The organism is Pseudorhodoplanes sp., assembly GCF_050250235.1.
GTDB lineage: Bacteria > Pseudomonadota > Alphaproteobacteria > Rhizobiales > Xanthobacteraceae > Pseudorhodoplanes.
In genome coordinates, this window is sequence record NZ_JBFWPA010000066.1 from 15,900 (window position 1) to 35,532 (window position 19,633).

The 19,633-nt window shown below is 64.3% G+C and carries 21 protein-coding genes; 15 read left to right on the top strand and 6 right to left on the bottom strand.

The features are described from left to right. Nucleotides 1-8: 8 nt before the first annotated feature. Nucleotides 9-1,475 carry a diguanylate cyclase domain-containing protein gene (locus AB7F49_RS24090; RefSeq protein ID WP_428527085.1) on the bottom strand — a complete coding sequence of 489 codons (1,467 nt, stop codon included), beginning with the start codon at nt 1,473-1,475 and terminating at the stop codon, nt 9-11. A 249-nt stretch (nt 1,476-1,724) separates the two neighbouring features. On the opposite strand from AB7F49_RS24090, the gene AB7F49_RS24095 reads away from it, so the two are divergent. The 6 genes from AB7F49_RS24095 (at nt 1,725) to AB7F49_RS24120 (ending at nt 7,206) form a co-directional block, all read left to right on the top strand. Beyond that, complete coding sequence (locus AB7F49_RS24095) at nt 1,725-1,928, top strand: hypothetical protein (protein WP_428527087.1); 204 nt, start codon at nt 1,725-1,727, stop codon at nt 1,926-1,928. Between the two features lies 1 nt (nt 1,929). Further along, nucleotides 1,930-2,532, top strand: coding sequence for a disulfide bond formation protein B (locus AB7F49_RS24100; RefSeq protein WP_428527089.1), 603 nt, complete (start codon nt 1,930-1,932; stop codon nt 2,530-2,532). A gap of 134 nt (nt 2,533-2,666) precedes the next feature. Then, complete coding sequence (uvrB, locus tag AB7F49_RS24105; RefSeq protein WP_428527091.1) at nt 2,667-5,660, top strand: excinuclease ABC subunit UvrB; 2,994 nt, start codon at nt 2,667-2,669, stop codon at nt 5,658-5,660. A gap of 238 nt (nt 5,661-5,898) precedes the next feature. Next, nucleotides 5,899-6,513, top strand: coding sequence for a hypothetical protein (locus tag AB7F49_RS24110; protein ID WP_428527093.1), 615 nt, complete (start codon nt 5,899-5,901; stop codon nt 6,511-6,513). 40 nt (nt 6,514-6,553) lie between these two features. Further along, nucleotides 6,554-6,913, top strand: coding sequence for a type II toxin-antitoxin system RelE/ParE family toxin (locus tag AB7F49_RS24115; protein WP_428527095.1), 360 nt, complete (start codon nt 6,554-6,556; stop codon nt 6,911-6,913). Next, nucleotides 6,910-7,206 carry a helix-turn-helix domain-containing protein gene (locus tag AB7F49_RS24120; protein WP_428527097.1) on the top strand — a complete coding sequence of 99 codons (297 nt, stop codon included), beginning with the start codon at nt 6,910-6,912 and terminating at the stop codon, nt 7,204-7,206. The genes AB7F49_RS24115 and AB7F49_RS24120 overlap by 4 nt, the downstream gene beginning before the upstream one ends. 102 nt (nt 7,207-7,308) lie before the next feature. Here the strand turns inward: AB7F49_RS24120 and AB7F49_RS24125 are convergent, their stop codons facing one another. Together AB7F49_RS24125 and AB7F49_RS24130 are read right to left on the bottom strand one after the other, a co-directional pair. Beyond that, on the bottom strand, nt 7,309-8,016 hold the full coding sequence (locus AB7F49_RS24125; protein WP_428527099.1) for an MT-A70 family methyltransferase: 708 nt from the start codon (nt 8,014-8,016) through the stop codon (nt 7,309-7,311). After that, complete coding sequence (locus AB7F49_RS24130; RefSeq protein WP_428527101.1) at nt 7,946-8,536, bottom strand: BglII/BstYI family type II restriction endonuclease; 591 nt, start codon at nt 8,534-8,536, stop codon at nt 7,946-7,948. Before AB7F49_RS24130 ends, AB7F49_RS24125 begins: the two co-directional genes overlap by 71 nt. 315 nt (nt 8,537-8,851) lie before the next feature. Here AB7F49_RS24130 and AB7F49_RS24135 point away from each other — a divergent pair, with 315 nt between their 5' ends. Further along, nucleotides 8,852-9,589, top strand: a complete 738-nt coding sequence (locus AB7F49_RS24135; protein WP_428527103.1) for a TIGR02206 family membrane protein — start codon at nt 8,852-8,854, stop codon at nt 9,587-9,589. Nucleotides 9,590-9,610: 21 nt separating this feature from the next. Here the strand turns inward: AB7F49_RS24135 and AB7F49_RS24140 are convergent, their stop codons facing one another. Next, complete coding sequence (locus AB7F49_RS24140; protein ID WP_428527105.1) at nt 9,611-10,414, bottom strand: alpha/beta hydrolase; 804 nt, start codon at nt 10,412-10,414, stop codon at nt 9,611-9,613. 108 nt (nt 10,415-10,522) lie between these two features. Here AB7F49_RS24140 and AB7F49_RS24145 point away from each other — a divergent pair, with 108 nt between their 5' ends. The 3 genes from AB7F49_RS24145 (at nt 10,523) to AB7F49_RS24155 (ending at nt 13,547) form a co-directional block, all read left to right on the top strand. Next, nucleotides 10,523-11,335: an arylamine N-acetyltransferase family protein gene (locus AB7F49_RS24145; RefSeq protein ID WP_428527107.1), complete on the top strand. Its 813-nt coding sequence runs from the start codon at nt 10,523-10,525 to the stop codon at nt 11,333-11,335. 170 nt (nt 11,336-11,505) lie between these two features. After that, nucleotides 11,506-12,405 (top strand): NAD(P)-dependent oxidoreductase, encoded by a 900-nt coding sequence (locus AB7F49_RS24150; protein WP_428527109.1) that lies wholly within the window; start codon nt 11,506-11,508, stop codon nt 12,403-12,405. Between the two features lie 80 nt (nt 12,406-12,485). Further along, a complete protein-coding gene (locus AB7F49_RS24155; RefSeq protein WP_428527111.1) occupies nt 12,486-13,547 on the top strand; it encodes an ROK family protein in 1,062 nt (353 codons plus the stop codon). A 103-nt stretch (nt 13,548-13,650) separates the two neighbouring features. On the opposite strand, the gene AB7F49_RS24160 is transcribed toward AB7F49_RS24155, so the two are convergent. After that, complete coding sequence (locus tag AB7F49_RS24160) at nt 13,651-14,274, bottom strand: outer membrane protein (protein WP_428527113.1); 624 nt, start codon at nt 14,272-14,274, stop codon at nt 13,651-13,653. Nucleotides 14,275-14,550: 276 nt separating this feature from the next. Here AB7F49_RS24160 and uvrC point away from each other — a divergent pair, with 276 nt between their 5' ends. The 5 genes from uvrC to AB7F49_RS24185 all read left to right on the top strand — a co-directional run bounded on the left by uvrC (nt 14,551) and on the right by AB7F49_RS24185 (nt 18,978). Beyond that, a complete protein-coding gene (gene uvrC / locus AB7F49_RS24165; RefSeq protein ID WP_428527115.1) occupies nt 14,551-16,569 on the top strand; it encodes an excinuclease ABC subunit UvrC in 2,019 nt (672 codons plus the stop codon). A gap of 99 nt (nt 16,570-16,668) precedes the next feature. After that, nucleotides 16,669-17,325: a CDP-diacylglycerol--glycerol-3-phosphate 3-phosphatidyltransferase gene (gene pgsA / locus AB7F49_RS24170; protein ID WP_428527117.1), complete on the top strand. Its 657-nt coding sequence runs from the start codon at nt 16,669-16,671 to the stop codon at nt 17,323-17,325. 2 nt (nt 17,326-17,327) lie between these two features. Beyond that, nucleotides 17,328-17,579 (top strand): molybdopterin converting factor subunit 1, encoded by a 252-nt coding sequence (moaD, locus tag AB7F49_RS24175; protein ID WP_428527127.1) that lies wholly within the window; start codon nt 17,328-17,330, stop codon nt 17,577-17,579. Continuing rightward, on the top strand, nt 17,576-18,040 hold the full coding sequence (gene moaE / locus AB7F49_RS24180; RefSeq protein WP_428527119.1) for a molybdopterin synthase catalytic subunit MoaE: 465 nt from the start codon (nt 17,576-17,578) through the stop codon (nt 18,038-18,040). Before moaD ends, moaE begins: the two co-directional genes overlap by 4 nt. 500 nt (nt 18,041-18,540) lie before the next feature. After that, the gene (locus tag AB7F49_RS24185) at nt 18,541-18,978 is read left to right on the top strand and encodes a hypothetical protein (protein WP_428527121.1); all 438 of its coding nucleotides are present in this window, start codon (nt 18,541-18,543) and stop codon (nt 18,976-18,978) included. Between the two features lie 35 nt (nt 18,979-19,013). Here AB7F49_RS24185 and AB7F49_RS24190 read toward each other — a convergent pair. After that, nucleotides 19,014-19,633, bottom strand: a 620-nt coding sequence (locus AB7F49_RS24190) for an aminotransferase class IV (RefSeq protein ID WP_428527123.1), incomplete at its 5' end; no start/stop codon positions are given.

The following is a 19,633-nucleotide window of genomic DNA, read 5'->3' on the forward strand; positions in this document are numbered from 1 at the left end:
GCGGGCCTTCAGCTCGCCCGCATCATGCTGGGCCTGCGACGGTCGTGCTCGGCCTCGAAATAATGCTGGCGCTTGGCGTCCAGCATGGCGAGATCGGCGCGTTTGACCGCCGCTTCCATGCGCTCGCCATGCCGCGCCGTGGCGGAGCCCATCGAAAGGCTGAGCGCCTGATCGGGATAGAAACTGTTGTTGATCGCCACCAGATCCTGGATGGTCTGGATCATCGCCTCGCCCGCAACCTCGTCGATTTCGGGCAGCAGGATGGCGAACTCGTCACCGCCGATCCGGCACGCATGGGCGGGCTTTTCGATGACCGAATTCAGCACTTCCCCCGCGCGCCGCAGCAGCGCGTCGCCTGCGGCATGGCCGAATTCATCATTGGCAGCCTTCAGCCCGTTCAGATCGGCCATGATGATGGTGACCGGATGCGGGCCCTTGCGCTCCAGCCGGTTCAGTTCGTCGACATAGAAAGAGCGGTTGAAAAGCTTGGTCAGCACGTCGTGGGTGCCGAGATATTCGAGATAGGCTTCCGCCTTCTTGCGCGCGGTGATGTCGGTCAGGGCGACCTGCACCAGCGACCAGTCGCGCTCGCGGCCGGGCAGCACCGAGAATTGCAGCAGCAGGTTCAGCTTGCTGCCGTCGAGCGCGTAATTCACCACCTCCCGCAGCTGGAACAGCTTGCCGTCCCACAGGTCGATCAGCTGCTCGCGGAAATGCGTCTCCATGTCGTCGCGGAACACGTCCGGCAGGGCACGAAGCAGCGCCGCCTTGTCCTTCGCTCCGAACAATTCCAAGGTGCGCCGGTTCACGTCGAGCACCCGAATCTCGCTCATGCAGCGGGTGACGAATTCCGGGTGCACGTCGGTAAAGACCCGGAAGTCCGTGATGCCGCGCTCCCGGATCTCGTCGAGCAGCTTCTTCACGCCTGAAAAATCCTCGACCCAAAGCGAGACCGGGGAATGCGCGAACAGGCCGAGCGCGTAATTCTCGCTCTGCGTCATCTTGCGGCGGGCGTTTTCGCGGTCGGTGACGTCCTCGATCGCGACCAGCACGCGCGCCCAGCTGTCCTCGTGTCCCGGCAGGATGCGGCCATGGAGCTGGATATCGAGCCGGCGGCCGGACAGCGTATAATTGACGGTATGGCTCTCGAACGCTGCCTTGCCTTCCCAGAGCTGCACCAGTTCGTCGACATGGGTGGTCAGCATGTCGTCCCGGAACACCCGGTCGAGATTGCCGACCAGGTGATCGGCATCCCCGGCCTCAAACAGCGCCAGCGTCTTCCGGTTGACCTTGATCAGGCGGATGCATCCCGAGCATTGCTTCACCCGCGCGGGATCAGCCTCGAAATGCGCGCGCAGGTCCGTCACCCCCTCGGCGCGCCAGCGCTGAAACAGCGTCTTCAGCGCACTGTAATCCTCGAGCCACAGCGACACCGGCGCAAGCTCGAACATTTCGGCGTCGTCGTTGAAATCCATGTTTTCCATGTGTCACACGCGATGCGATTCGTGCCGAGACGGCAAACGGAGATTATGGCGCGACCGCGCGCATTATAGGTGATTCCCTCCGCGAACAGCCCCCCGCGATACATAGCGCCCCCCGGTGTTTTTTCTGCTCACGATCGGGTTTGGGCGGGGGTTCCGCCTCTCATTGTTAACGCCCGCTTGCCGGACTACGATCGCGGCCGCGCCGCCGGAACGAGCGCGGAATGTTCAGGGTGTCCATCCATGATGCTGCTGATTTTCGGGGCACTTCTGGTCGCAATGGTTCTTGCATGGTTCGGATTTGGCCGCGTCGCGGACCTTGCGATCCTGGCCTGCCTGCTGCTTGCGATCGGCGAATTCCTGTGGCTGATCCACAACCCGCAGCATGGCTTTCGGATGCCCTGGATTCAGGTCCATCACATTGCTGTGCCGGGTGGGGACTCGTGACATGAGCGTCGCCGCCCCGTCTTCCGCCGGCAGCGGGCATGCGGCCGAAACGCTGACCGCCCTGTTCTACCTGTCGATGCTCTACGTCATCGCCGCGATCCTGACCGCGGCCATGGCTTATCAATATTTCAACCACGAAATCCCGTGCCCGCTCTGCCTGCTGCAGCGGCTGGCGCTGTTCGGTATCTGCTTTGGCATCATCCGGAATTTTCGCAGCGGCTATTCCGACCGAAACACCGGCTGGAGCATCCTGTTCACGTTGTTCCTGCTGTTCGTCTCGGTTCGGCAGACGCTGATCAACATCTATCCCCGGCCGGGACATGCTTACGTCGGCAGCGCGGTATTCGGCATCCACATGCCGGTCTGGTGCGTGCTGATCGCGGCTGCGACCCTGGTCGCGTTCGGCCTCAAGCTTACCGTGCTGGGCGGCGATCACAGGTTCGAAGGGCGAAAGCCCGCCGGAGCGCTCGCAACCCTCGCCACCGCCGGCGCGATCTATGTGGTCGCGCTCTGTGCGCTCAATGTTGCATCGGTGCTCGTGCAATGTGGCGTCGACAGCTGCCGGACGTCCGGCTACCGGCTGCTGGGGGGCGTACAGGATTAGCCGGGGTCGCGGTCCGGCTTGCGGTTCTTCCATCCCATCGCACAAAGCCCTTCGAGGAGCACCCGCGCGCCATCGACATCGCCGAGAAGGCCCGCCCTTTTCCCGCCACCCGACTCCGCCCATATTGCCGAGGCATGCCCAGATCGCCCGACAAGTCGAAAAAGACCAGGGATTACGCCCGCCCGACCCGCGCCAAGGCGCATCGGCCGGAGGCGCCGGCGCATGATCCCGCGCTCGACGATCTGCTCAATCCCGGCATCGGCCGCGGCACCGCCGGGATGGGCTCGGGAACCGGCAAAAGTCTGAACCTGCAGCCGCCGCCCGACAATTCGTTCGATCGTCGCGCCGACCGGCGCGGCGAGCATACCGCACGCAGCTCCACGCCGGAGGGTTTCCGCGAGAAGCCGCAATCCGGCTATGTCGCGCGCGCGCCATTCGATGCGCCGCCGGTCTCCGGCCTCGATCCGGCGCTGGCGAAGGAACTTGGGCTCGACCACGACGAGAATGCTGAGCTGCCCGGCTCGTCGGTCGGCCGCCGTCGCCAGAAGAATCCCGACGAGATCGACCTCGGCCGCGGCGTCATCGGCGCGTCCGCCTCCAGTGCCGCGCTTGAACATCTGCTGCGCGAGGGCCGCCCTGAATTCAGCGAACAGGCCTGGATTCCGCATCGCCCGCCCCGGCCGGAAAAGTCCGAAGGCGGACAGCCGCTGGTGATCAAGAGCGAGATGGAGCCGAAGGGCGATCAGCCGACCGCAATCGCCGAACTGGTCGAGGGCGTGAACCGCCACGATCGCACCCAGGTGCTGCTCGGCGTCACCGGCTCCGGCAAGACCTACACCATGGCCAAGGTGATCGAGGCGACGCAGCGCCCTGCCCTCGTGCTGGCGCCGAACAAGACTCTGGCCGCGCAGCTTTACGGCGAGTTCAAGAGCTTCTTCCCCGACAATGCGGTGGAATATTTCGTCTCCTATTACGATTACTACCAGCCGGAGGCCTACGTCCCGCGCACCGACACCTATATCGAGAAGGATTCCTCGATCAACGAACAGATCGACCGCATGCGCCACTCGGCGACGCGCGCGCTGCTGGAGCGCGACGACGTGGTGATCGTCGCCTCGGTGTCCTGCATCTACGGTATCGGCTCGGTCGAGACCTATTCGGCGATGACCTTCTCGCTGAAGAAGGGCGGGCGCATCGAACAAAGGCAGCTCATCGCCGACCTGGTCGCGCTGCAATACAAGCGCACGCCGGATTTCTCGCGCGGCACCTTCCGGGTGCGCGGCGACACCATCGAGATTTTCCCGGCACACTATGAAGATCGCGCCTGGCGGGTGTCGCTGTTCGGCGACGAGATCGAGAAGATCGCCGAGTTCGACCCGCTCACCGGGCGCGAGACCGACGAGCTGAAATTCGTCAAGATCTACGCCAACTCGCATTATGTCACGCCCCGTCCGACGCTCATTCAGGCGATGGCCTCGATCAAGGCCGAGCTGAAATGGCGGCTCGACCAGTTGGTGAAAGCCGGGCGGCTGCTTGAAGCGCAAAGACTCGAACAGCGCACCACCTTCGATCTGGAAATGATGGAAGCCACCGGCTCCTGCGCCGGCATCGAGAATTATTCGCGCTATCTCACCGGGAGGAAGCCTGGCGAGCCGCCGCCGACTTTGTTCGAATATGTCCCCGACAATGCGATCGTGTTCTGCGACGAAAGCCATGTCACCATTCCGCAGATCGGCGGCATGTTCCGCGGCGACTTCCGGCGCAAGGCGACGCTGGCGGAATACGGCTTCCGCCTTCCCTCCTGCATGGACAACCGGCCGCTGCGCTTCGAGGAATGGGATGCGATGCGGCCGCAGACTGTCGCCGTCTCGGCGACGCCGAGTTCCTGGGAGATCGATCAGGCCGGCGGCGTATTCGCCGAGCAGGTGATCCGTCCCACCGGACTCATTGATCCGCCGGTCGATATCCGCCCCGCGCGCACGCAGGTCGACGACCTCGTCGGCGAGGTGCGCGCCACGGCGGCGAAGGGCTACCGCTCGCTCGTCACCGTGCTGACCAAGCGCATGGCCGAGGACCTCACCGAATACCTGCACGAGCAGGGCATCCGCGTGCGCTACATGCATTCGGACATCGACACCATCGAGCGCATCGAGATCATCCGCGATCTGCGGCTGGGGGCTTTCGACGCGCTGGTCGGCATCAACCTGTTGCGCGAGGGCCTCGACATTCCGGAATGCGCGCTGGTCGCGATCCTCGATGCCGACAAGGAAGGGTTCCTGCGCAGCGAGACTTCGCTGATCCAGACCATCGGCCGTGCCGCTCGCAATGTCGACGGCCGCGTCATCCTCTATGCCGATCAGGTCACCGGCTCGATGGAACGGGCGATGGCGGAGACCAACCGCCGCCGCGAGAAGCAGGAGGCCTACAACAAGGAGCACGGCATCACGCCGGCTTCGGTGAAGAAGAACATCGCCGACATCCTCGACAGCGTCTATGAGCGCGACCACGTGCTGATCGATACCGGCGACGGGCGCGGCGATTTCGCCGAAGCCGCGACCATCGGGCACAACTTCGAGGCCGTGCTGGCCGATCTCGAAACCCGCATGCGCGAGGCGGCAAGCGATCTCGATTTCGAGGAAGCCGCGCGGCTGCGCGACGAGATCAAGCGCCTGCGCGCCACCGAGCTTGCGGTCAGCGACAACCCGACCACGAAACGGTTACCCTCTCCCCTTGCGGGAGAGGGCGGCCACGCGAAGCGTGGCCGGGTGAGGGGTCAAGGTGGCGACCGGGATCGCGATCCGCTCTCCCGCCCCCACAAACCCACCCTCGATGAAATGGGCGTCGCCTCCTATCACGAGGTGCTGCCGGACCGGCCGGGCAAGTCTCAATCTTCGGGCAAGCGCCGCCGCCCCTCCGTGCTGACGCCGGGCGAGCAGGTGCTCGACGGCACCGAGCGTGAAGGCGGCCGCCCGCACTTCCCCGATCTGGATTCCATGGGACCCGGCACCGAAGCGGTGCCCTATCGCGAGGGCGCGGCGCCGCCGAAACGGCAGGGCGACGGCCCGCGCTCCAGCGCCGGCAAGGCCGGCCAGCGCGGCGGCTGGACCTCGAAGAAGTTCAGGAAGTAGCCGCAGCGAGCTGCGTGCAATGCAAGCCGCGAAGTCGGTATGCTCCCTCTCCCCGCCTGCGGGGAGAGGGTCGGAGTGAGGGGGAACCTCCGCGAGCACAGACGAGCGGAAAGCCCCCCTCACCCGACGCGGCTGGCGCCGCGTCGACCTCTCCCCGCGAGCGGGGAGAGGTGATCTGCGCAAGCCGCACAAGCCTTTGACGCCGCATGACTTGGGCCGCCTGCTCGCGTAGATCGGCATGATGAATCTCGGTCGCACCCTCGTCCCCCTCGCCCTTCTATTCGTCGCCTCGCCGACTCTTGCTGCGCCGAAAAAGCCCGAGCAGGTCGTCGCCTGCACCGGACCGTTCGCGAAGGGCGTCACCCATGCGAGCCTGGTGAAAGCCTTCGGCGCGAACAATGTCGCGGTGCAGCGCGTCGGCACTGGCGAAGGCGAGACGCAAGTTGCGAGCGTGATCTTCCCGCGCGACAAGGCCCGCCGCATCGAGGTGCTGTGGATCGACGAGACGCGACTGCGCCGCGCGTCCGAGATCCGCACTGGCGTGGAGTCGCAATGGCGCACGGAGCACGGCATCCGCCGCGGCATGACACTGGCCGAGATCGAGGCGCTGAACGGGCGGCCGTTCAGGCTCTACGGCTTCGGCTTCGACTACGGCGGCACCACGCTGGACTGGAACGGCGGCGCGCTGGACAAACAGGCCGGCGGCTGCACGCTGACGCTGCGCTTCATGATGCGCGAGGGCGCCGACAACGCCGCGGTCCATGGCGGCGAGCAGGACTTCATGTCGGACAGCGAGGCGATGCGGAAGGCCGCGCCGGTCGTGGATGCGGTGGGGCTAAGGTTTGGGGAGTGACGCAGGCCGTCCACGCCCAGCTCTTGAATCGCATACGGCATTGCCGTATATATCCTGTCTCATGCGCACCGTCGTCGAAACGCCCGCTTATCTCGACGACGCCGAGCGGCTGCTGACCCCTGCGGAGCGCGAGGCCATTGTCGACATGGTATCGGCCGATCCGCTTTGCGGCGCGGTCGTCCCGGGCGCCGGCGGTGTGCGCAAGGTGCGTGTCGGTGTGGAAGGGCACGGCAAACGCGGCGGTGCTCGTGTGATCTATCTGTTCGGCGGCGACGATGTGCCTGTCTTCCTGCTGGCGCTGTTCGCCAAGAACGAAAAGACGGACCTGACTGCGGCAGAGCGCAATGCCCTGGGCAAATCGGTCGCCGTAATGCTGGAAGATTATCGGAAACAGACATGAGCAAGCGCGCATTCGACAAGATCAAGGCCGGGCTCGACGATGCGAAGGCCTTCCTCGAAGGCACCGCCGAGACGAAGCGCTATCGCGTGCATGTGCCTGCCAATGTCGACGTCAGGAAAATCCGCAAGCGCCTCGGGCTGTCGCAGGAACGCTTCGCCGCGACCTACGGATTTGCGGTCTCCGCCGTGCGCGACTGGGAACAGGGGCGTCGCCAGCCCGAGCGCTCGGCGCGCATCCTGCTGAAGATCGTGGAAAAGGAGCCGGAGGCGGTCACGCGCGCGCTGGCGCGGTAACCGCGACGGCCACCGCGGTCATGCCCGGGCTTGACCCGGGCATCCACGTCTTTGCTCGCCAAGTAAGACGTGGATGTCCGCGACAAGCGCGGTCGTGATGCATCATTCAGCGGCGATCAAACGCGCTTGGGAATGATTGGCATATGTCTTCCAAGTCGGATGATAATCGTCATCCGCCTGATTGCCCCACATGGTCCAGCCCTTGCGCGTGCCCCGCGCGAACATCTCCAAGAAAGGGCCTGAGCTACATGATTCAATGATGTTGTATTGCTCGTCCGGCTTGCGCGAATGCTCCCGCTTGCGCGTCGCTAGAAAATTCACCTGACTACGCCCAGGCGCCAGTGTCCGCGCATTCTTTCCGCGCACACCGAACAGGATCAGTTCAGTGACGTTGCGGAAATAAAAGCCGACGCCGCGACCGTCAGGGCCGCCGTCTTTCCTGATCTTGTGCCAGACGACATTGGCCTTGTATTGGAAGCCCCACGCTTTCATCGTCGCCAAGCCCTCCGGCAGCAGGGCATTTGGGCACCACAAGTATAGGTGCGAAGTCGGTGCAGCCACCTGCGCCACCGGCAGCGCCATGATCTCATCAAGCTTCATCGTGCTGTAACGCGATAGCCGTTTGTGTTCGGGCGCAACCTTTCCAGTCTTGTTTGTAAATTGCCACGGAGGATCGGCGAGAATTGTGCCGAACCGGCGCTTGCCTGCGAAGCGCAATAGATCGGCCGCGGCCAGGGATTCAATCTTCGACATAGCAGGCTTCTCGAATTCCAAAGACAACGACGGGGCAGCCGCCTCCGCTTCCGCCATCAAGCCGCGGGAGTAGTTTCGCCATGTGGGTCGTGGAGTTGCCAAAGCTTTTTCCCCGCCCCAGCTTATTGAAGATTTTCTGCAGTTCGGTGCAGCGCGTGATGATCACGCCGGCATCGATCGCACGCAGTTCGAACAGCAGACGAAAGTTGTTCAAGTCGCGATCGAAGAATGGATCCTTGTTGTTCCATTCTACTTCGAGCGCCACCCGGTTCTTGTAGCAATCGACCTTGTGCGTGGGCGTAATGTATTCGCTCGTATCCACGACTATCTTGGTGTCGAACTTCTTCTCGACCCAGCCAAGTTTGGTGAAGTGGGTATCGAGGCTGCTTGAGATTAGTCCTTTGGACCCGCCCGGCTTGAGGATGTCGCTCTTGAGCAGGCGAAAGCCCGTCAGCACCGCAAGAATGTCTCTCCACTCTTGCAGATGAGCCGCCGACAAAATGGCAAGACCATTGCGCCATTCATGCACCTCAAAGTGCTTTGCGATCTCCGACGGAACGATCGACTGATTCGTCATCGTGGCATTGTCGGCGAAATCTCACGCTTCAAATACCGCCTTTGGCGATGTTCTATATTTGTTCTTGAGAAATGTCAAAAAGCCCCGCAAACTGCTTGTTGACACTAGCTGAATATTAGGATTTATTTCCTTCACATCGCTCATCGAGAGCCGCCCTCGCGAGGCGTCGTCTGGGCGGAGAAAGGCGCAGCCAGATCATTGGCGCCGGCATGAGCCCGCCCGCATGTGCCGGCGCGACACTCCGCCTCCCCGCCGCGACACCCATTGCCGCTACACTCGGCGTCCTGCATCACTCGGCGGAGGGGGACAGCGGCGATGCAGCAGACGATCGCGCCGGCCCAGCCGGGCACCTGGGAGCATTTCGCGCCCTACACGCCGCTGCATGCCGCCGCCGTCGCGGTCTGCGCCATCGCGATTGCGGCGCTGATCGCGGCCGGGCGGTCGCTGCGCGGCACCGATGCGGAGCGCAGCCTGCGGCGCGGCTTCGCCTGGTCCTGCATCGTGTACTGGGTGTCCTACAATGCGTGGTGGCACAGCCGCGGCATCGACTGGTTCAACGGGCTGCCGCTGCATATCTGCGATCTCGGCGGGCTGATCGGACCGCTGGCGCTGCTGACCGCAAGCCGCTGGCTGCGGGCGACCCTGTATTTCTGGGCCTTCGCGCTCACCCTGCAGGCCTTCATCCAGCCGGCGCTCACCGCGGGGCCGGTCTCCGCCGTGTTCTGGATGTTCTTTCTGGCGCATTCCATCGTGCTCGCCTGCGCGCTGTATGACCTGCTGGTGCTCGGCTTCCGGCCGCTGTGGAACGACCTGCCGCGCGTCTACGGGTTCAGCGCGCTCTATGTGGCGGCGGTGGTGCCGGTCAATGCGTGGCTCGGTGCCAATTATGCCTATATCGGCGACCCGGCGCCGCCGCTCAAGATTCCGCCTTTCATCGATGCGCTGGGTCCGTGGCCCTGGCGCGCGGTCATGGTGCTGGCGCTCGCCGGGTTGAGCTTTCCGCTTCTGGTGCTGCCCTGGAAACTTGTGCAGCGGCGTGCGGCCGGGCGCTAGTCCAGGCCATTCCAGACTTGGCTAGCGCACATATTGCGCCAGAAAGTCCCGCGCGGCGGCGAGATGGTCGTAGCGGTCGAGGTCCTCGTGGCCGCCATCGGCAAAGCGCACGAATTGCTTGGGCTCGTTGGCGAGCGCAAACAGCCGCTCGCCGAGCCGGAACGGCACCACGCGGTCGCGCGCACCGTGCATCACCAGCACCGGCGCCTTCACCTTGCCGATGCGCTCGTCGGAGCGGAACTGATCCTTCATCAGCAGACGAACCGGCACGAACGGATAGGCGCTGAAGGCGACATCCGCGGCCGAGGTGAACGGCGCCTCCAGAATCACGGCGGCCACATCGTTCTCGGCGGCGAGCGCGACCGCAACGCCGGTGCCGAGCGATTCCCCCCAGAGCACGATTTTCGCGTCGGGATAACGCGTCCGCGCCTCGTCATAGGCCGCGCGCGCATCGGCGATCAGCCCGTCCTCGCTCGGCGATCCATCGGAACCGCCATAGCCGCGATAGGACAGCGCCACGAGCCCGGTGCCGTCCTCGACCAGCCGGCGGAAGCGGGGAACGCGGTGCGCAAGCGAGCCGCCATTGCCGTGGAAATACAGCACCACCGGCTTCCCGGGCTTGGGCGCGACGGTCCATGCCAGGATGCGCACACCGTCGCGGCTTTTCAGCTCCAGCTCGGTGGCCTGCGGAAAATCGGCATCGGCCGGCATCATCCGTTCCGAATAGGGGAAATACATCAGCGCGCGCTGCGCGACATACATGAGCAGGACGATGCCGAGATAGCCTGCAAGCGCGATCAGGAGGATGGACTTCAATGTCGTCATGACCGCCTCCTAGCACAGTTCTCTGGTTCGGATGGTGGCAGCGCCCCGAGGCTTGTCGCGCAATCCAAATCCACTAAGGTGCGGCGCCTCGAAGCGGCCAGGACGCGCATGACGAACGATTTCGATCTCGACGCCTATCTCGAACGCATCGGCTATGCGGGAATGCGCGTCCCGAGCCTCGCGGTCTTGCAGGAATTGCACCTGCGTCATCCGTCATCGATTCCATTCGAAAATCTCGACGTCATTCTCAAGGCTCCGGTCCGGCTCGACACCGCATCGCTGGTCGACAAGCTGATCACGCGAAAGCGGGGCGGCTATTGCTACGAGCAGAACACCCTGCTCATGACGGCGTTGCAACGGATGGGGTTCACGGTGCGCAGCCTCGCCGGCCGCGTGCAATGGCAGGCGCCGGGGCGGGTCGCCGCCCGCCATCACATGGCCTTGCTGATTTCGCTTCCGGACGGTGAATTCCTCGCCGATGTCGGGTTCGGAGGGCTGACGCTCACCGCTCCGCTTCGCTTCGTCACCGACATCGAACAGAAGACTCCGCATGGCACGTATCGGATCATTGCGGTGCGGGACGAATTCCAGGTCCAGGCGCAGGTCAACGGTGAATGGCATCCGCTGTTCCAGCTCTCGCTGGCCGAACAGGCCGCGGCCGACTGGGATTCCGCGAACTGGTTCATCTCGACCTCGCCGGATTCGATTTTCACCCGCACGCTGATGGCCGCGATTCCGACACCGGACCGCCGCTATGCGCTGCGCAACAATCGTCTCAGTGCGCATGACCCGGCAGGCCATGCCGAGCAGCACACGATTTCCAGCGCGGACGAGCTGGTATCGGTCCTGCGTGACAGGTTCAGGCTCAATCTGCCGAAGGACGCGGACATTTCCGCAATCGCATCCGTAGCCGGCATCTAGAGCCGCCGATTTGAAGTTCCTGCACCGCCTGCCGCAAACTCCGGTCAGGAACTTCATATCGAAAGCGGCAATGGAATTATGGACTTGCTGATGCCCCTTGGTTTCCGAAGTTCGTGTAAGAGATTGCTGCGACGTATCACGAACTTCGGAAAACCGGGCACTAGGGCATCATGAAATCCATCTTCATCGACTGCAATCATCAGCTCGAACCGGTCTGGCGGCGTGTCCATGGCGCGGGCGATCCCCCAATCACGGTCAACACCGTCCCGTTCCGCACCGAGGACCTGCCGCATCTGCTCGACGGCTACGACATCGTGCTGGACGATCATTCGGCGATGCCGACGCCAGTCGTCGCGCAATGCAAATCACTCAAGCACATCGTGTTCCTCGGCACCGGCGCGGCGAGCTACATGAATCTCGCCGAGTTGAAGGATCTGGGAATCACCGTCCATACCATCAAGGGCTATGGCGACACCGCGGTCGCCGAGCACACGATTGCGCTGATGTTCGATTGCGCGCGCGACATCGCGAAAATGGACCGCACGCTGCGCGCCGGCACCTGGAAGCCGCTGGAAGGCACGCAGCTTCTCGGCAAGACGCTCGGCATCATCGGCCTTGGCGGCATCGGCTCGGAGACCGCACGCATCGCCCAGGGCATCGGCATGAAGGTCATCGCCCATAATCGCACCCGGCGCGCGGATGCGCCGGTGCCGCTGGTCGAACTCGACGCGCTGCTGGCGATGTCCGACGTCATCTCGCTCAATCTCGTGCTCGACGACGAGACCCGCAATTTCCTCAGCGCCGATCGCATCGCGCGCATGAAGCCGGGCGTCATTCTGGTCAACACCGCGCGCGGCGCGCTGATCGACGAAGCGGCAATGCTGGCGGCGCTGCGCTCCGGACATATCCGTCACGCCGGTCTCGACGTGTATCACAACGAGCCGCTGACGGCCGATCACCCGCTCGCCCGGATGGAGAATGTGACGCTTTCCGCGCACGCGGCGTTCCGCACGCCGGAGGCGTCGATGACCCTGCTGCGGCGGGCGATCGACATCGTGAAGGGACTTTGAATCATTCCTTGCATGTGCCGGGACGTTGCCTTGGACGGAACCGTTCCCCGCTTCCATCGTTGGTCCGCGTTGGAGGGCACATGGCTGATACGAGGACGCTACCCGCCGTCGCCGCGCATGGCGCGGCGCGCCTGCCGTCGGTGGAAGTCGACAGCTACAATGTCGAACTCAAGGATGACGAAGGCTTTCTCGGCGACCGCGCCAGCAAGGGTGCGTTCACCGACATCGTCGAGAACTGGCGCAAGGCCTTGCGCAAGTCGGGCGGCGACCCTTTCGGCGACATGCCCACGGAAGACCTGAGCAAGAAGCAGTTCGACGAATTGCTCACGAAGGGCGAACCGGAAGCTGCCGGGCTCGTCCATGGCGCGATCGAGGAATTCTCGCAGGAACTGGCGCTGGTGATCCGCCGCTTTCTCAGACTGAAGGCGTGGGCCAAGACCGAACGCATCGTGATCGGCGGCGGGTTCCGGGCGCATCGCGTCGGCGAGCTTGCCATTGGGCGCGCCGCGATCATTCTGAAAGCCGACAAGATCAAGATTGATCTCGTACCGATCCGCAACGATCCCGACGAGGCCGGTCTGATCGGAGCCGGGCATCTTGCACCTGCCTGGATGTTCAAGGCCCATGACGCCATTCTGGGCGTGGATATCGGCGGAACCAACATTCGTGCCGGCGTGGTCGACCTGAACCTGAAGAAGAAGACCGACCTGTCGAAGGCCGTGGTCTGGAAATACGAATTGTGGCGACATGCCGAAGAGGAAGACGTCAAGCGGGAAGAAGCCGTCGACAACCTCGCCGGCATGCTGAAGCGGCTCATTGCCAAGGCGCAGCGGGAAAAAATCAAGCTCGCGCCCTTCATCGGAATCGGCTGCCCTGGGCTGATCGAATCCGATGGCTCGATCGACCGCGGCGCGCAGAATCTGCCCGGCAACTGGACGTCAAGCCGCTTCAATCTGCCCCAGGCTCTGCACGAGGCCATCCCGAAGATCGGCGACGATGATACCGCTGTGGTGCTGCACAATGATGCGGTCGTGCAGGGGTTGAGCGAAACGCCCTTCATGCAGGATGTGGATCACTGGGCGGTGCTGACGATCGGCACCGGCCTTGGCAATGCGCGGTTCTCGAACCGGAGTTCCGAATAGCCAGGCGCGTCCGGACCGCAAAGCGTCCCCACACGCTTCTCCCCCCGCGATATCCTGCCGGCCGGGAGAGGCTGGCTTCGGAGCCGCAGCCTCGAACGAGCGTTCAGAACCGGTAATTGACGCCGAAGCGGACGAGGCTGGTGTCGAAGCCGTGGTCGGCGCCAGTGACCGTATAGGCGCGCGCCGCATAGCTCAGATACAGATACTCGGCCTTGACCGACCAGGCCGGATTGAGCGCGACCTCGGCGCCGCCGCCGATGGTCCAGCCGAGATGGCTGCGGCTCTCCGACAGCCCGCCATTGACCTCGGCTTCGAGCCCGGCAAATGCCAGACCGCCGGTGCCGTAGAACAACACGCCCTGCCAGGGCGCAACACCGAGCCGTCCGCGCAATGTCCCAAACCAGGGGTTGGAGAACTTCCACGGCGCGAACGTCTCGTCGGCGGCGGAAAGATTGAGATCGCCTTCGGCGCCGAACACGAACATGCCGTTCTGCCAGTTATAGCCGGCCTGCACACCGCCCATCACTCCCGAGGGCTGGGTCGGGTTGTTGTCGATCTCGCCCCACTGGTAGCCGACGTTGCCGCCGATATAGAAGCCCGTCCAGCGAGGCATCAGAACAGGCGCCGGAGCCGGCGCATATTGCGGATAGCCAATGTCGGCAGCGCGCGCGTGTCCCGAAATCATGACCGTCGCCAGGGCGACGGCTGCAACCAGCAACTTTTTCATCTCACTCACTCCCGCACCGGTTTCCGCTTCACTCGCGGATACGCGCGGGAGCCAACCCGCGCCGGCGGCCGATACATGGCCTTTTTCGGCTTCGAGTTATCGCGTTGTTTAAGTTAAACAGTCGTGAATCGAGCGCGGGTCCTAAACGCATCGCTAATGAAGTGTGAAAATCGCGGAAACCTCTGTTAACGATCCATTGACCGCGCACGGCCGGCGGCGCTGCACGCAGTTCGCCCTTGCACGGCGTGATCGCCTGGAACATCTGAATCGTCTGCCATGAATGGCCGCAAGACCGATATCGATCCGGAACCCGACCTCACGGAAGAGGATGAGGATCAGAGCCTGCCCCTGCCGGAGCCGGACGCCGATGCGCGTCCGCAGGGGCCGCTCGCGGCCGGACGCGCGGCGATTGCCACCTTCCTGAAGCACGCGCCGGCGACGCCCGGGGTCTATCGCATGCTCGATGAAGCGGGTGACGTGCTCTATGTCGGCAAGGCCAAGAGCATCAGGAAGCGGCTGGCTTCCTATATCCGGCCGACCGGCCACGACAGCCGTATCTCGCGCATGATCGCGGCGACCGCCTCGCTCGAATTCGTGACCACCCGCACCGAGACCGAGGCGCTGCTTCTCGAAGCCAATCTGATCAAGCGATTGCGGCCGCGCTTCAACGTGCTGATGCGCGACGACAAGTCATTCCCCTATATCGTGATCAGCAGGGATCACCCGGCCCCGCAGATCCTGAAACACCGCGGCGCGCGCACCCGCGCCGGCGATTATTACGGCCCGTTCGCGTCGGTCTGGGCGGTCAACCGCACGATCACCGCGCTGCAACGAGCATTCCTGATCCGCTCCTGCTCGGACGCCGTGTTCGAGAGCCGCACCCGGCCTTGCCTGCTGCATCAGATCAAGCGCTGCTCGGCGCCCTGCACCGGCGAGATTGCAACGGACGCCTATGCCGAACTGGTGCGCGAGGCGCGCGACTTCCTGTCCGGCAGGAGTCGCGCGGTCAAGGAATTGCTGGCGGAGGAGATGGAGAAAGCGTCGCAGTCGCTTGATTTCGAGAGAGCCGCGATCTACCGCGACCGTCTCGCGGCGCTGTCGGCGATCCAGTCGCAGCAGGGCGTCAACCTGCGCGGCGTCGACGACGCCGACGTATTCGCGATCCACCAGGCCGGCGGCTATCACTGCGTTCAGGTCTTCTTCTTCCGCACCGGGCAGAACTGGGGCAACCGTGCCTATTTCCCGAAGGCCGATCGCGGCGTTCCGGCGGACGAAGTGCTCGACGCCTTCATCGCGCAATTCTACGACGACAAGCCCTGCCCGCGGACCATTCTCGTGTCGGAAGAACTGCCGGAGCGCGCCCTGCTCGCCGAAGCGCTGTCGACCAAGAGCGGCCATGCCGTCGAGGTAACCCGGCCCAAGCGCGGCGAAAAGCGCGACGTGGTCGACCATGCGCTTGCCAATGCGCGCGAGGCGCTCGGGCGCAAGCTTGCGGAAACCTCCTCGCAACAGGCGCTGCTGATATCGCTCGCGGCGCAATTCAACCTGCCCGCACCGCCGCGCCGGATCGAGGTCTATGACAACAGCCATATCCAGGGCTCGAATGCGGTCGGTGCCATGATCGTCGCCGGGCCGGAAGGCTTCGTGAAGAACCAGTATCGCAAGTTCAACATCCGATCCGACGACCTCACGCCCGGTGACGATTTCGGCATGATGCGCGAGGTGCTGGAGCGCCGCTTCAAGCGCCTGCTCAGCGAGCATCCGCGCAACGATGCGTCCGCGGCGCTGGCCGATCCGATCGCGACCGGCTCCAGCGCGGTGCTCGGCGAGACCGATACGCCCTGGCCCGACCTGGTGCTGATCGACGGCGGCCAGGGACAGCTTTCCTCCGCCCGCGAAACCCTGGAGCAGCTCGGCGTGACCGACGTGCCGCTGGTGGCGATCGCAAAGGGCAAGGACCGCGACGCCGGACGCGAAACTTTCTTCACGGCAGATCGGGAGCCGTTCCGGCTGCCGCCGCGCGATCCGCTGCTCTATTTCGTCGAGCGGCTGCGTGACGAGGCGCATCGCTTTGCCATCGGCTCGCATCGCACGCGCCGCAAGCGTGACATCCGCGAAGGTGGCCTGCAGGAGATCCCGGGGATCGGTCCGACCCGCAAGCGCGCCTTGCTCAATCATTTCGGGACGCTGAAGGCGATCGAGCGTGCCTCGGTCGGCGACCTCGCCAAGGTTCCGGGCATCAACGCCGACACCGCGCGGCGCATCTATGACTTTTTTCACGAACAACCGGCCTGAATCCGAGGGATTTTACGGCCGGGCCGATGGCCCGGGACAAGTGTGGCTATCGCCCTTCGGCGGGTTGACGACAGAGCGCCGGGTGTGTTCGCTGCCCCCATGAATTCCGTGTCGACCCAGCGAGTTGAAGGGGGAGCGTTCTCGCTGCCCAATGTCCTGACCTATTGCCGGATCGGCGCGGTTCCGCTGGTGGTCGCCTGCATGTACTGGCAGACCATCCTGCAGGGCGGGCTGTGGCTGCGGCTGGTGGCGCTGGCGATTTTCATCGCGGCCGGGATCACGGATTTTTTCGACGGATATTTCGCCCGCAGCTGGGGCCAGCAATCGCGGCTCGGCCGCATGCTGGATCCGATCGCCGACAAGCTGCTGGTCGCCTCATGCCTCCTGATGCTGGCCGCGGACGAAACCATCAAGGGCTGGTCGTTGTTTGCGGCGATCATCATCCTGTGCCGCGAAATCCTGGTTTCGGGCCTGCGCGAATATCTCGCGGAACTGCGGGTGAGCGTGCCGGTCACGCAGCTCGCCAAGTGGAAGACCACCCTGCAACTCGTCGCGATCGGGTTCCTGCTTGGCGGCGAGGCCGTGGATTATTATCTTCCGGCCAGCTTCATGGAATGGCGCTGGAAATATGCAGGCGATCCGCTGGCCCTGACCACCATGACCGGGATCGTCCTGCTCTGGATTTCGGCGATCCTGACGCTCTATACGGGCTGGGACTATTTCCGCGCCGGATTGCGGCATATCATCGACGAATGAACCTGAAATTGCTGTATTTCGCCTGGGTGCGCGAGCGTATCGGCAAGGCCGAGGAAGAACTCACCCCGCCCGACACGGTCGCCACGGTATCGGACCTGATGACCTGGCTTGCCGGTCGCGGCGAGGAATATGCCTACGCCTTCGAAAATCCCAAGGTGATCCGCGCCGCCATCGACCGCAAACACGTGCAGCCGGCGACACGGATCGCGGGCGCGCGCGAGATCGCGTTCTTTCCGCCGATGACGGGGGGATGATGGCTGCAACCATCCGCCTCCAGCCGGAAGACTTCAACGCCTCGGAGGAAGCGGCAAGGCTGACGCGGGGGCGGACCGATATCGGTGCCGTGGTGACCTTTACCGGCGTTTGCCGGGATCATGAGGGTGGACGCGGTGTCAGCGCGATGACTCTGGAGCATTACCCCGGCATGGCCGAAGAGGAAATCGCGCGGCATGTCGCGGAAGCCGAGGCGCGCTGGCCGCTTCTGGGCGTGACCGTGATCCACCGCTACGGCCGCATGACGCCCGGCGACAATATCGTACTCGTTGTCACGGCCTCCGCGCACCGGCAGGCGGCGTTCGAGGCGGCGTCCTTCCTGATGGACTATCTGAAGACGCAGGCGCCGTTCTGGAAGCTGGAAGAGCGGCCGGGCGGCCATGACTGGGTGGCGGCGAAAGATTCCGACGACGCCGCCGCGGCGCGATGGGGAAAGTCCTAGCCACGTCGTTGCCGGCGCCGGAGCGCTGAATCCGGGAGCCGGAGTTCGACCATGTGTCGCGGTTGCGCAGCGCGTGACCGCGCACCGGCCGCTTGACATCCTTATTTTCCTATGTTTATATTCCTATTGCCTGCTCAGGAGGGCGTCAACCGGTGACGCCGTTTGATGGAGCGGGTGCGGCGCCTGCGTGCATGGCCTCGTCAGCCATGCTCCCGGGAGGCCTCGGGACCCCGCTCTACCGGCACTACGACCGGTGCGCGAGGAGCCTCGCTGAACGGCCCTGATCGCAGGATCGGGGCACGCAAACGCGGCCCGGGGTCAGTGCGGAATGCCTTGCGCCCCGCACCAGAACGCCGCAGCGGAGCGCCGCGAGGCGAGCGTGTGTGCGACAACCACACGCGCCGCGCCTTGATGGGCGTGGACATTGGTGGATGCGCCTCGCAGCGCTCCGCTCCCCTCCCTCATGCCTCGGAGGCGCCGCCCCGCGAGGAGGATTTCGCATGCCTCGCCGCAAGTCTGCAACGAAACGCAAATCTCGCGGCACTTCCGGCGGCTTCTGCAGCACGCCCGCGCAGCGCGCCGCACAGGCGCGCATCGAAGCGGACGAAGACGAAGACAATCGCGCGCTGAGCAATGCATTCGCGTTCTGGCGCGTCTGCCCCAAGCCGCGATGCCGCCGCATGCGGACCTGCGCCGGGGTTCGGGACTGCTTCTCGGACAAATGGCGCCAGGTGCATCCGGATGCACGGTTCATTGCGCGCGAGACCATGCTGGCCGGGTCAGAAGGCGCCGGCGCCAAACGCGCGGCAGAAATCGCGCAGCACAAGCTGGCCGAGCGCGATGCGCTCTTTGCCAGGTTCGATGCCGCTGGCGCAGATCGCCGATCGCAGAACCAGGAGCGCGCAAAGCCGGTTCAACCGCGCTTACGCCGCCTGTGATGCCGGGCGGCGCATGCGCGCGCAGGCGGACCGGCTCACGCCGCGCGCGACTTGGGCTGCACTTCGGTGGTGTAATCGTCCATCAGCGTCTTCGTAATGCCGCCCGGATTGAAATTCCACGCGTCAATCTGGGCGACCGCGGTGACTTCCGCCGCGGTGCCGGTGATGAAGCATTCCGAGAAACCGGACAATTCTTCGGGCATGATGCGCCGCTCGATCACCTCGATGCCGCGCCGCCTGGCGAGATCGATCACGGTGCGGCGGGTGATGCCGTCCAGGAAGCAATCCGCCATCGGCGTATGAATTTTTCCGTCCCTGATGAAGAAGATATTGGCGCCGGTGCATTCCGCCACCCGGCCCTCCCAGTCAAGCATCATCGCGTCGGCAAAGCCGCGGCGCTCGGCGCGATGCTTCGACACCGTGCAGATCATGTAGAGGCCCGCTGCCTTGGCAAGACAGGGCGCGGTGCGCGGATCGGGCCTGCGGTATTCGGCGAGATCGAGCTTGATGCCCTTCAGCCGCTGCTCGGGATCGAAATAGCTCGGCCATTGCCAGGCCGCGATCGCGAGATGAATGGCGTTGCTCTGGGCCGACTCGCCAAGCTGCTCGGAGCCGCGCCTGGCGAGCGGACGCTCATAGGAATCCGGCATGCCGT